This is a genomic window from Lactococcus garvieae subsp. garvieae (genome assembly GCF_029024465.1).
GTDB classification, from domain to species: Bacteria; Bacillota; Bacilli; order Lactobacillales; family Streptococcaceae; genus Lactococcus; species Lactococcus garvieae.
The window spans coordinates 1,567,311-1,579,450 of record NZ_CP118950.1 but is presented as its reverse complement, the minus strand read 5'-3'; the positions used below and the strand labels follow the sequence as shown (position 1 = coordinate 1,579,450).

The 12,140-nt window shown below is 40.5% G+C and carries 11 protein-coding genes; 8 read left to right on the top strand and 3 right to left on the bottom strand.

Translation table 11 applies throughout. From position 1 onward, the window contains the following. Positions 1–11: 11 nt before the first annotated feature. The 4 genes from rpoD (at position 12) to PYW30_RS07845 (ending at position 4,828) form a co-directional block, all read left to right on the top strand. Complete coding sequence (gene rpoD, locus PYW30_RS07860) at positions 12–1,394, top strand: RNA polymerase sigma factor RpoD (RefSeq protein ID WP_003134202.1); 1,383 nt, start codon at positions 12–14, stop codon at positions 1,392–1,394. Between the two features lie 221 nt (positions 1,395–1,615). Continuing rightward, a complete protein-coding gene (locus tag PYW30_RS07855) occupies positions 1,616–3,862 on the top strand; it encodes an ATP-dependent Clp protease ATP-binding subunit (protein ID WP_003134200.1) in 2,247 nt (748 codons plus the stop codon). A 55-nt stretch (positions 3,863–3,917) separates the two neighbouring features. Then, positions 3,918–4,508, top strand: coding sequence for a bis(5'-nucleosyl)-tetraphosphatase (symmetrical) YqeK (yqeK, locus tag PYW30_RS07850; RefSeq protein ID WP_023889513.1), 591 nt, complete (start codon positions 3,918–3,920; stop codon positions 4,506–4,508). Positions 4,509–4,582: 74 nt separating this feature from the next. Beyond that, entirely contained in the window at positions 4,583–4,828 is a 246-nt protein-coding gene (locus PYW30_RS07845; protein WP_042219490.1) for a hypothetical protein, read from the top strand. 42 nt (positions 4,829–4,870) lie between these two features. Here the strand turns inward: PYW30_RS07845 and def are convergent, their stop codons facing one another. Beyond that, complete coding sequence (gene def / locus PYW30_RS07840; protein WP_023889515.1) at positions 4,871–5,497, bottom strand: peptide deformylase; 627 nt, start codon at positions 5,495–5,497, stop codon at positions 4,871–4,873. 104 nt (positions 5,498–5,601) lie between these two features. Here def and PYW30_RS07835 point away from each other — a divergent pair, with 104 nt between their 5' ends. The 4 genes from PYW30_RS07835 to PYW30_RS07820 all read left to right on the top strand — a co-directional run bounded on the left by PYW30_RS07835 (position 5,602) and on the right by PYW30_RS07820 (position 10,228). Beyond that, on the top strand, positions 5,602–6,057 hold the full coding sequence (locus tag PYW30_RS07835) for an RNA pyrophosphohydrolase (RefSeq protein WP_003134193.1): 456 nt from the start codon (positions 5,602–5,604) through the stop codon (positions 6,055–6,057). Continuing rightward, positions 6,054–8,042: an excinuclease ABC subunit UvrB gene (gene uvrB / locus PYW30_RS07830; RefSeq protein ID WP_023889516.1), complete on the top strand. Its 1,989-nt coding sequence runs from the start codon at positions 6,054–6,056 to the stop codon at positions 8,040–8,042. Before PYW30_RS07835 ends, uvrB begins: the two co-directional genes overlap by 4 nt. A gap of 224 nt (positions 8,043–8,266) precedes the next feature. Then, positions 8,267–8,449 (top strand): adenine methyltransferase, encoded by a 183-nt coding sequence (locus tag PYW30_RS07825; protein ID WP_275090559.1) that lies wholly within the window; start codon positions 8,267–8,269, stop codon positions 8,447–8,449. A gap of 150 nt (positions 8,450–8,599) precedes the next feature. Continuing rightward, complete coding sequence (locus PYW30_RS07820) at positions 8,600–10,228, top strand: hypothetical protein (protein WP_042219496.1); 1,629 nt, start codon at positions 8,600–8,602, stop codon at positions 10,226–10,228. 336 nt (positions 10,229–10,564) lie between these two features. Here PYW30_RS07820 and fabZ read toward each other — a convergent pair whose 3' ends face one another. Together fabZ and PYW30_RS07810 are read right to left on the bottom strand one after the other, a co-directional pair. Then, positions 10,565–11,023 (bottom strand): 3-hydroxyacyl-ACP dehydratase FabZ, encoded by a 459-nt coding sequence (gene fabZ / locus PYW30_RS07815; protein ID WP_014025296.1) that lies wholly within the window; start codon positions 11,021–11,023, stop codon positions 10,565–10,567. Positions 11,024–11,296: 273 nt separating this feature from the next. Beyond that, entirely contained in the window at positions 11,297–11,995 is a 699-nt protein-coding gene (locus PYW30_RS07810) for an N-acetylmannosamine-6-phosphate 2-epimerase (protein WP_014025295.1), read from the bottom strand. Between the last annotated feature and the right edge of the window lie 145 nt (positions 11,996–12,140).

The window sequence follows — 12,140 nt, the reverse complement described above, 5'->3', positions numbered from 1 at the left end:
GGAGGATTAAATTGGCAAGTAATAATAAAAAAAGAATCAGTCAAATTGCAAAAGAAACTGGAATTACTAACAAAGCTTTAATCGCAAAAGCACAAGAGCTTGGCATGGCGGTTAAATCTCATTCAAGTTCTATTTTTGAAGCTGAAGAAGCAAAACTCCTTGCAGCAATGGATTTTAAACCAATTATTGTTGAAAAAGTTGATGTGGAAGAGCTGAAAGAAAAAGGTTCTAAGCAGGTAACTTCTGTTAAAGAAAAAGCGGCCAAGAAAGTCGATATTAAAGATTCGGATACCTTTGACAACAAGGCTTTTGATAAAGCAGTAGCAGCTTATATTACAAAACGTAAACCTCTTGAAGAAGCTTTAGATGATGAAATTACAGATGAGCTTGTGGTGAAGTTTGGTTTGGAAGCGGAAGCTATCGAAGATTTGCTTCAACAAATCCAAGATGCGGGTATTTCCATTGTTGACAAAGATGGAAATCCTAGTCCATTAGCTTTGCAAGCTGAAGAAGAAGAAAAGCTTGATGATAATGCAATGGATGAAATCGTGACAAATGTCCGTATTGATGATCCTGTCCGTATGTATCTTAAGGAAATCGGACGTTACCCATTGATTTCACTTGAAGAAGAAACAAAACTTGCGGAAGCTATCGTTGCAGGCGGAGATGAAGCGGAATTTGCCAAACAAATGCTTGCGGAAGCCAACTTACGTTTGGTTGTTTCAATTGCAAAGCGTTATTCAGGACGTGGCATGCAATTCTTGGATTTGATTCAAGAAGGAAACATGGGACTTATGAAAGCTGTGGACAAATTTGACCATACTAAAGGTTTCAAATTCTCAACTTATGCGACATGGTGGATTCGTCAAGCAATCACACGTGCGATTGCTGACCAAGCACGTACAATCCGTATTCCTGTCCACATGGTTGAAACAATCAATAAGTTAATCCGTGTGCAACGTAATCTTTTACAAGAATTGGGTCGTGATCCTTTACCAGAAGAAATCGGTAAAGAATTGCATATGACACCTGATAAAGTTCGTGAAGTCTTAAAAATTGCGCAAGAACCTGTATCATTGGAAACACCTATTGGTGAGGAAGACGATTCACACCTTGGAGATTTCATTGAAGATGATGTGATTGAAAGTCCAGTAGACTATACAAACCGTATCTTGCTTCGTGAACAGCTTGATGAAGTTATGGATACCTTGACAGACCGTGAAGAAAACGTGTTGCGTATGCGCTTTGGCTTAGATGATGGCCGCATGCACACACTTGAAGATGTTGGTAAACAATTTAAAGTGACACGTGAACGTATTCGTCAAATTGAAGCAAAAGCGATTAAGAAATTACGTCATCCTCGTCGCAGCAAACCATTGCGTGACTTTATGTAATATAAAAAAACTCTTTCGACAGATGTCGAAGAGTTTTTTCTTATTCTTGGAAAAGAATAGAGTACAAAAGATTTGATAAATTTGAGAGAAGTGATATAATAAAAATTATTAAAGGTCAAAAAAGGTCAAACTTGAAATAGAAGCAACCAGACATGATTCTTTAATTCTAAAAAAATAAGTTAAAATAAAGAAAAGACGTAACCACAAAGAAGGAGGAAGAGATGCTCTGCCAAAATTGTAAAATAAACGAAGCGACAATTCACCTTTATACAAATGTGAATGGCCAGCGTAAGCAAGTGGATCTATGCCAAAACTGTTATCAAATTATGAAATCAGGTGGTCAAGAAAGCTTGTTTGCTGGAGCTACAAATATTTCGAATAATGACGATCCTTTTAATCCGTTCCCAGATATTTTCCAAGCTTTACATGGAAATGATCAAGGTCGGACAATGACCCCTCCAACACAAGCCGGAGGTCGAGGCCCAGGAGGCCCACAAAATCCTCGTGGAGGCCAAGCACCTAAAGGACTTCTCGAAGAATTCGGGGTCAACATCACTGATGCTGCACGTCGTGGGGAAATCGATCCTGTTATTGGGCGTGATTCTGAAATTACGCGTGTCATCGAAATTCTGAATCGTCGGACAAAAAATAATCCTGTTCTTATCGGAGAACCTGGTGTTGGTAAAACAGCAGTTGTTGAAGGATTAGCCCAAAAAATCGTTGACGGTGACGTACCACAAAAATTACAAAATAAAGAAGTTATTCGTCTTGACGTTGTCAGTCTCGTCCAAGGTACTGGTGTGCGTGGACAATTTGAAGAGCGCATGCAAAAACTGATGGAAGAGATCCGTAAACGTGATGATGTTATCCTCTTCATTGATGAAATTCATGAGATTGTGGGCGCAGGTTCTGCTGGAGAAGGAAATATGGATGCCGGAAATATCCTTAAACCGGCTTTAGCACGTGGCGAACTCCAACTTGTTGGAGCAACAACACTCAATGAATATCGAATTATTGAAAAGGATGCAGCGCTTGAGCGTCGGATGCAACCTGTTAAAGTTGATGAACCTTCTGTAGATGAGACAATCACAATCTTACGTGGTATTCAAAAACGTTATGAAGATTATCATCATGTAAAATACTCCGATGAAGCAATCTTAGCTGCTGCAAATCTATCTAACCGTTATATTCAGGACCGTTTCCTTCCTGATAAGGCAATTGACTTGCTGGACGAAGCAGGTTCGAAAAAGAATCTCACCCTCAAATTTGTTGATCCAGAGGACATAAAGAAACGTATTGAGCAAGCAGAAGTGCAAAAAAATGAAGCTATGCAACGTGAAGATTTTGAGAAAGCAGCCCATTTCCGTGATCAAATCGCTAAGCTTCGTGAGCTGCAAAGTCATGAAATCTCGGATACTGATATGCCAAATATCACAGAAAAAGATATCGAAGCAATCGTTGAAGAAAAAACGCATATCCCTGTGGGAGATTTGAAAGAAAAAGAACAAACACAGCTGATTAATCTGGCCGAAGACTTGAAAGAACATGTTATCGGACAAGATGAAGCAATTGATAAAATTTCGAAAGCCGTGCGTCGTTCACGTGTTGGACTTGGAAAGCCTAATCGTCCTATCGGTTCATTCCTCTTTGTTGGACCGACTGGTGTAGGGAAGACCGAACTCGCGAAACAATTGGCTTATGAACTCTTTGGTTCTAGGGATAGCATGATTCGTTTTGACATGTCGGAATACATGGAAAAACACAGTGTGGCTAAGTTGATTGGAGCTCCTCCAGGATATGTAGGTTATGAAGAAGCCGGTCAATTGACAGAACGTGTACGTCGTAACCCATACAGCTTAATCTTGTTGGATGAGATTGAGAAAGCCCACCCTGATGTTATGCATATGTTCTTGCAAATTCTTGATGACGGTCGTTTGACAGATGCGCAAGGGCGTACAGTTTCCTTCAAAGATGCCATCATCATTATGACATCGAATGCTGGTACAGGTAAGGTTGAAGCAAGTGTTGGTTTTGGTGCTGCACGTGAAGGACGTACGAATTCAGTACTTGGGGAATTGGGTAATTTCTTTAGTCCGGAATTCATGAATCGTTTTGATGCTATCATTGAATTCTCGGCATTGAGCAAAGAAAACTTGCTTAAGATTGTGGATTTAATGTTGGATGAAGTGAATGCTCAAATCGCTCAAAATGATATTCATCTTGATGTCACACAGGCCGTTAAAGAAAAACTTGTTGATCTGGGTTACGATCCGAAAATGGGGGCTCGTCCATTGCGTCGTACCATCCAGGATAATATCGAGGATGCAATTGCTGATTTTTATATTGAGCATCCTGAATATAAAGAATTACTGGCAGACTTGGTTGATGATAAGATTGTTATTGTGAATAAGCCTGAAGAAGTAGAAGCCACAACGGATACATCTGATAATAAAGATGAGGAGAAATAAGATAAAGATAAGACCAGTTGATGGTCTTATCTTTTTTTGTTAAAGTAAGATAAATATGGAAAATACAAATCAACTTAAACAAGAGATAAAAGCTTTTTTATTAGAAAAGGGATGTTATGCAACATATAGGCATTGTATAACTGTTGGTGACTATGCTGAAGAAATAGGCCAAGAATTCCTCAATGAAGAAGAGAGAGAGCAAGTAAGGATAGCAGGCTACCTGCATGATATTTCTGCTATTTATCCAAATAATGAAAGAATTTTTGTAGCAGAAGACATGAGGATAGAACTTTTTAAGGAAGAAAGACAATTTCCTATGATTATCCATCAAAGGATATCAAGGATAATGGCTCAAAGAGAATTTGGGATCCAAGACGAAAAAATTCTTTCAGCAATTTCTTGTCACACTACCTTGAAGAAAAAATTTTCAAAGGTTGATTTAGTTTTATTTGTGGCTGACAAAATAAGATGGGATCAAGAAGGTCAGCCTCCTTATCTACAGGAAATTACCCAAGCGCTAAATTTTTCTTTTGAAGCAGCAGCTTTTTCTTATATTGATTATATTTTGAAACATGATATAAAAGTCATTCATCCTTGGCTTTTAGAAGCTTATGAATTTTTAAATCTAAGAAGAAGTAGTGAATGAAAAAATTTATCTTTGGTGAATATTCCTTATATTTTTCGTACGAATAAGTAATAAAAAGTTTTATTGGAGAAACCATGCTCTGGAAAATTATAAACGAAGAAAATATGGCTCGGAAATATGACCAAGAGACTTCATCAAAGTACACAGCCTTCAATCAAATTAATAATTATTTTATTGGAGCGAACAGTGGATTTGTGATAATCCTTGCTATCCCCCCTTATATTTTCCTTTTTTACCCCCTTTACCTCATAATAACAATTGTCCTTAATATTCAGGACTATCGAATAAGGAAAAGACAGCTTGAAAAATTATTAAAATAAAAAAGAATAAGCCGCAAAGCTTATTCTTTTTTATTGGGAAAATTATTGAACAATCAAAAGTCCATCTTTAATAGCCCAAGGTTCTTTTTCATTGATATGATCGTAGAACATTATACCGTTTGTGTGGTCGATCTCATGTTGGACGCACATTGAAGGGAAATCTTTCAGACGAATCTTATGTTTTTCGTTGTTTTTGTCATAGTATTCTACAGTTACACGCGCGTGACGGATAACCAGACCGGGTACTTCACGGTCGACAGAAAGACAACCTTCGCCAGACTCGATAGCTGCATCTTGAACAGAGTGGCTTACAATTTTAGCATTATACATGATTTCTGCCAATTTATAAGCATCTTTAGGTGCAACTTCATTGCCATTTTCATCTACTTCCGGATCGTTAGGAATAAGAACAGCAATAATTTTTTTAGCGATATCGAGTTGATTGGCGGCTAACCCCACACCTGGACGGAGCTGCATTTTTTCTGCCATTGCTGGATTTTGTGAATTACGGAGAAATTCCATCATTTTTTCGCCTAGAATGATGTCTTCATCAGACAAGGGTAAGCTTACTTCATCAGCAACAGTACGCAGTGTTTCGTTTCCTTCACGGACAATATCGTCCATGCTAATCATATGACTTGCTTTGATTAATTTTTCTTGTACAGACATTTTTTTACTTCCTTGATATATTATTACTATTAGTTAATTATAGCATAAATTTTCAGTCAAAAATGTTAAAATTGATTAAAGAGAAGGTTTATAAGGGGGCAGAAATGAAAACTTATAGAAAAAATACAGCAGCAATCATTTTGAATGCAGAAAATGAAATTTTACTCTTTCAACGTGCGGATTTGCCACAAATCTGGGGCTTCCCACAAGGAGGAATTGAGACAGGTGAAACTCCCGAACAAGCCGTAGTGAGAGAACTCGAGGAAGAGATTGGTACACAAGATTTTGAAATTATAGGGAAATATCCAGAACTTTTACGTTATGATTTTCCAGAAGGTATGACTTTTCCTGATTGGAGCTATGATGGACAAGAGCAACAGTATTTTCTTATCCGACTTTATGCCACGGCTTCTATTAATGTAAAAACGGGTCATCCCGAGTTTATCAGTTATAAGGCGGTTCCTTTTGCAGATATTGATTTTAGTGCATTTAGTTTCAAAGCCGATGTATACCGAAAGGCACTCACTTATTTTAAAAAAGAATTTAAGGAAATAAAATGATAGAACGTATAACAGATAATAAATTTGACTTGGTCAGCAAGTATGAACCAGCTGGAGACCAAGGGCAAGCGATTGAGACGCTTGTAGAAAATATTGAAAATGGCGAAAAAGCGCAAATTTTAAGGGGGGCGACTGGTACAGGTAAAACATATACCATGAGTCAAGTGATTGCGCGGACAAATAAACCTACTTTAGTTATGGCGCACAATAAGACGCTTGCAGGTCAGCTTTACAGCGAGTTTAAAGAGTTTTTCCCCAACAATGCTGTCGAATATTTTGTCAGCTACTATGATTATTACCAACCTGAAGCTTATGTCCCTTCTTCAGATACTTATATTGAAAAAGACAGTTCCGTCAATGATGAAATTGATAAACTGCGTCATAGTGCAACAAGCTCCCTTTTGGAACGGAATGATGTTATTGTGGTGGCCTCTGTATCCTGTATCTATGGGTTGGGTTCTCCTAAAGAATATCAAGATAGCGTCGTTAGCTTACGTCCTGGACTGGAAATCTCTCGTGATAAATTACTCAATGATTTAGTAGGCATCCAATTTGAGCGCAATGATATTGACTTCCAACGTGGGCGTTTTCGTGTACGTGGTGATGTTGTCGAAGTATTCCCTGCATCACGAGATGAGCATGCTTTTCGTGTTGAATTTTTTGGCGATGAAATTGACCGAATCCGTGAAATAGAAGCTCTCACAGGGCAAGTGTTAGGAGAAGTAGACCATCTTGCTATATTCCCGGCTACTCACTTTATGACAAATGACGATCGTATGGAAGAGTCCATTGCCAAGATTGAAGCAGAACTTCAACAGCAATTAAAAGTCTTCCGTAGTGAAGGGAAGCTCTTAGAAGCACAGCGGTTGGAACAAAGAACCAACTATGATATCGAAATGCTACGTGAGATGGGCTATTGTAATGGCGTAGAAAACTACTCACGTCATATGGACGGCCGTAGTGAAGGAGAACCCCCTTTCACCTTGCTTGATTTCTTTCCCGATGATTTTATGATCATGATTGACGAAAGTCACATGACGATGGGTCAAGTGAAAGGGATGTATAATGGTGACCGGGCACGTAAAGACATGTTGGTCAACTACGGTTTCCGCCTGCCTTCAGCCTTGGACAACCGTCCGTTGCGTCGTGAAGAATTTGAAAGTCATGTGCACCAAATTCTTTATGTTTCTGCCACACCGGGTGACTATGAAATGGAGCAAACGGAGACAATTGTCGAGCAAATTATACGTCCTACAGGGCTTCTGGACCCTATCGTGGAAGTTCGGCCAATGATGGGGCAAATCGACGATCTCCTAGGGGAAATTAATGCGCGTGTCGAAAAAGATGAACGTGTCTTTGTCACTACCTTGACGAAAAAGATGGCGGAAGATTTAACTTCTTATTTCAAAGAAATGGGTGTAAAAGTCAAGTACATGCACAGTGATATCAAAACCCTGGAGCGAACTGAAATTATTCGTGACTTGAGATTGGGCGTTTTTGATGTGTTAGTCGGTATTAATCTTTTACGTGAAGGGATCGATGTGCCAGAAGTTTCTCTGGTTGCTATTTTGGATGCGGATAAGGAAGGTTTCCTCCGTAATGAGCGTGGTTTGATTCAAACCATCGGACGTGCCGCGCGTAATTCTAACGGACGTGTTATCATGTATGGGGATAATATTACTCAATCCATGCAACGTGCAATGGATGAAACGAGCCGTCGTCGTGAAATTCAAATGGCTTACAATGAAAAACACGGCATTGTGCCACAAACCATTAAGAAAGAAATTCGTGATTTAATTTCAATTACGAAACGTACGGAAAGCGGAGAAGTGGAAGAAGTTTCGGCTGAAGCAATGACGAAAAAAGAGCGTAAAGCACTTCTTAAAAAGCTTGAGAAAGAAATGGCCGAAGCTGCCGGTGCGCTTGACTTTGAATCAGCTGCTCAGTTACGTGATATGATTCTTGAGATAAAAGCTTTAGATTAACAACAATAAAGGTTTTTGATGCCCTTAAGTAAATAAAAATAAAAGGTTCCAACACTGTAAAAAGTGTTGGAACTTTTTTTGTTTCCCCACGTAAGAAGTCCAATACAAATGAAACTCTACTGAAATCATTTTGACATCAAAACTACAAATGTTAGAATTAAATAAGAAATATTCTTAGATATATGTAATAAAAGACTTGTAAAAGAATTGACGAGGGAAACGCTATGACTTATAATCAGACAGCACAGCACAGCACAGCACAGCACAGCACAGCACAGCACAGCACAGCACAGCACAGCACAGCACAGCACAGCACAGCACAGCACAGCACAGCACAGCACAGCACAGCACAGCACAGCACAGCACAGCACAGCACAGCACAGCACAGCACAGCATGCGGTAGATAATAACCGCCTATTTTTGCTTGCCCCCAAACGCTCTGGACCACTGGAGCGTTTTTTCCGTCCTCTGACCCTTAGTGCTGAGGGTCAGGTTAAGAGAAGTAAAGATAAAAAAAGAATCATAAAGAAAGACAAAGAAAGGGAAAAGGTATTATTATGACACCAGAAAAGAAACGTAAACTACGGAACATTGCTCTCCTCTCCTTGCTTGGCCTCATCGGCGGAACGATGGCCTTCCAGGCTTTCAACCAACAAGCCATCAATGACCGAGAAAATACTGTACAGGTCAATGTCGGTGGCCGTGTGCACGACTACTACAATAGAGACACCGAAAACAAGGATGTCTTTGTGGAAAACTATGGCGAACGTCCCATCATGGCTCGTATCCGCCTGTCCGAGTTCTTGGAGTACCAAAGAGGAGAAGGGGACTTTACACCCCTCGTCCCTGGAAGTGAACGGGACAACTTAGCGACTTGGATCACCTGGATCCCCAGCGCAAACAATATCAATCAGCGTGCCGATACGGGGAACTCCAGCGCCTTTAACCGCTACGCTCAGCTGACCTTTGGCTGGAGCCGTGAAGGCGAAACAGCCCCATGGTACATGCCAACCTTCAACCATGATAATCTGTACCTAAGGACCGCAGCCGCTGGTCATGCCCGGGACTATATCGCAGGCGCAGGGGCAACCGATGGGACAACCGATGGCGCCACGCACCCTGGGGATGGTACAGATGCTTACTGGTCTGAAAACGACACCTTTGATAACAGTGCAGGCCTTTGGCCGGGGGCTACCCTTGAAAATGAAGCGGCACAAAACCTGCGCCAGCAACGTGCCCCAATGACCATTGAACAGTGGTCTAACTTGGAAGACTGGCAACAAATCGGTGATTTCTGGGTGGTGGACCACACCACCGGTTGGGCCTATTGGGCCTCGCTCTTGGAGCCAGGAAATGCAAGTTCTTATCTTCTGGATGCTGCAGAACTGACCGATGCCATTGAAGATACAGTCTTTAACGGCAGTTATTATTATGGCATCCATGTGGACAGCCAACTGATCAGCCCGGATAACAGTGAGGAGTTTCTCCCAGGTGGTGACAGCCGTTTAGAAGCTTTCCTTACAGGAATTAAGAACAACTCGATGATTGATGAAGGAAATGCCCGACCAGACATCAATTTACCTCCATCATCTTTTGATTTTAACGCGATGGCTCCAGGCCGTGTCTTCACTATGGCCGGGGAGCAGTATCGCTACCTTGAAGACATGGGTAACGGTAACCATATGATTATCCGCCACGAAGCAATTAACAATACAAGTTTCAATATGCAGCCTCAAGTCCTCAGCAACTGGTTCAGTGGCCTTGACGCTGAGGTTCAGGCTATGGTTCAACCCGTAGTTATACCAGACCCAGCTCCTGATGTAACCTATGCTTCAATCACTTGGTTAGATGGAATACTCCACTGGTTGCCTGGCAACTTGGCTTCCTTCCCTGCAGTAGCAGGAGATGTGACCACTGTGAATCCGAGTGGTACACCTCAAGCTTTTGCCTTATCCCTTGCGGATGTGACGCGATTGTCTACATCAAATGGACCTTTCCCTAATCTTAGAGCACGTATGAGCCCTAACGCCGCATGGTGGTTACGTACCCTTAGAGATAGTAGCGGTAGCGTTGCTTGGTCTATTACTAGGTTTGCTGAGCTCCCTGGTTTGTTAGTTTGTCATCATCCCACCGCGACTACCGTTGATGGTATGGGTGTCCGTCCAGCCATCATTGTACACCCGTAATCCAAACATACACAATAAAAAGTTCTTAGGATAATATTATTAAGGCAATAAATCATCAAAGCCATACTTTGATGGTTATTTTTTTCTTATGAATAAAAGCAACTAGATTTCTGCGAGCAATACGAAAACTCATTCCTTTCTGCGTAGGGGTTGACTGTTTGAAAAAGTGTATAGTAAAAGCGACACAGCAGGTCTCAAGAAACAAGTCGGCATGTGCTTGATTTTTGGGATTGGTTAGCCACTTTTACTTCTTTAGGGACAACTTAAGAGGTAAACGTGGAGAAGAAAAGCCACTGATTGCAACAATCAGTGGCTTTTCTTAATGACATTGAGTTTTTATTTTTCTTGCTCAGCGGCTTCATCCACGATGAAGGTAAATTCACAGGTTGTTACTTTTTTGCCATCAACATATGCAGCAGCATCAGCCTTACCTACTTTGCCACGGAATTTAGTGATTTCAAATTCGAGTTTCATTACATCACCAGGAACAACTTTTTGACGGAATTTAGCTTTGTCAATGCCGCCAATATAGGCCATTTTCCCTTGGAATTCTTCTTTTTTAAGAATCAAGATAGAGCCGGCTTGTGCTAAACTTTCCAAAATCAAAACGCCTGGGAAAGTTGGGTTACCTGGGAAATGCCCATTAAAAACTTCTTCATTAATGGTAACGTTTTTTGTTGCCAGAATCTTATTTTCTGAGATTTCGTCAACATAATCGATAAACATAATAGGATAACGGTTAGGAATAACTTCCATAACTTCCGTCGCTGTCATAGCATATTTTGAATGTGTCATATTAATAGTACCTCATATTTTATTTGTACCTTCTCATTATATCACTATTTTTATTGTTTTATGTATAAAAACATTAAAAGGTCATTGGGGGTGTTCCTCTGGACCTTGGGGATCATCGAGAGAGGTACAAGCAGAGCCAAGCAAGGCAAATATTTAGAATATTAAACTTAGACGATGATTACTGGAAAAAGTGAACCAGTAGTGCTCTACTATTGGAGTAAAGATTACTTTAACATAAGCGCTCTCTCAGCCGTCTTTGGCTTGAGAGATTTTTTAGTCGGCTTGCTTTATAGCTGTGATAAAGCGGGCTGTAATCTCATGAGGACGTGTAATTGCACCACCAACAACCTGAGCGAGCACACCAAGTTCCTGAATTTTTTTAGCCTGTTCAGGGATATGGATACCCCCTTCAGCAATGACTGGAATATTGCTGTCCAAGAGGGACTGAATAAGCTCCATATCAGGTTGAGGGCGTCCTTTGGTTGCCCCAGTATAACCAGAGAGTGTGGTTCCGACAAAGTCACAACCCGCTTCATAGGCTGCTTTTCCAGCAGCAAAAGTATCAATATCTGCCATCAGCAATTGATGAGGATATTTTTCCTTCACCTGATGAACAAAATCAGCCATACTTAAACCGTCATGACGTTCACGCAGTGTGCAATCTAAGGCAATGACGGCGATATTAAGACTGGCTAACTCGTCAACTTCCTTCATGGTTGCAGTAATATAGGGTTCTTGTGGGGGATAATCACGTTTGATAAGGCCAATAATGGGCACATCAACCACTTCTTTAATTTCTTCAATATCACGTACAGAATTTGCCCGAATGCCTACAGCGCCCGCATTTTGGACACCTAAGGCAATAAGAGGCATAATTCCACCGTCGATAGTATAAAGTGGCTCACCGGGCAATGCTTGACAGGAAACAATCAGTCCACCGCGGACTTTTTCAATAAATTCTTGCTTATTCATAAAACCTCTCTTTCATTCTTAATTTTATTGTATCATCAAATTTAGAATTTTTAAAACGTTTTCTTTAAGATCGAAGAGGGAAACTTGACAATTACAGGCTTTTACATTACAATGTTTTATGTAGTAAGTATTTTTATATACTAAA

Coding starts and splice junctions, on each gene's coding strand:
- uvrB (WP_023889516.1), top strand. CDS start 6,054: ATGATAGAACGTATAACAGATAATAAATTTGACTTGGTCAGCAAGTAT.
- PYW30_RS07845 (WP_042219490.1), top strand. CDS start 4,583: ATGCTCTGGAAAATTATAAACGAAGAAAATATGGCTCGGAAATATGAC.
- PYW30_RS07855 (WP_003134200.1), top strand. CDS start 1,616: ATGCTCTGCCAAAATTGTAAAATAAACGAAGCGACAATTCACCTTTAT.
- def (WP_023889515.1), bottom strand. CDS start 5,497: ATGTCTGTACAAGAAAAATTAATCAAAGCAAGTCATATGATTAGCATG.
- PYW30_RS07810 (WP_014025295.1), bottom strand. CDS start 11,995: ATGAATAAGCAAGAATTTATTGAAAAAGTCCGCGGTGGACTGATTGTT.
- PYW30_RS07825 (WP_275090559.1), top strand. CDS start 8,267: ATGACTTATAATCAGACAGCACAGCACAGCACAGCACAGCACAGCACA.
- yqeK (WP_023889513.1), top strand. CDS start 3,918: ATGGAAAATACAAATCAACTTAAACAAGAGATAAAAGCTTTTTTATTA.
- PYW30_RS07820 (WP_042219496.1), top strand. CDS start 8,600: ATGACACCAGAAAAGAAACGTAAACTACGGAACATTGCTCTCCTCTCC.
- fabZ (WP_014025296.1), bottom strand. CDS start 11,023: ATGACACATTCAAAATATGCTATGACAGCGACGGAAGTTATGGAAGTT.
- PYW30_RS07835 (WP_003134193.1), top strand. CDS start 5,602: ATGAAAACTTATAGAAAAAATACAGCAGCAATCATTTTGAATGCAGAA.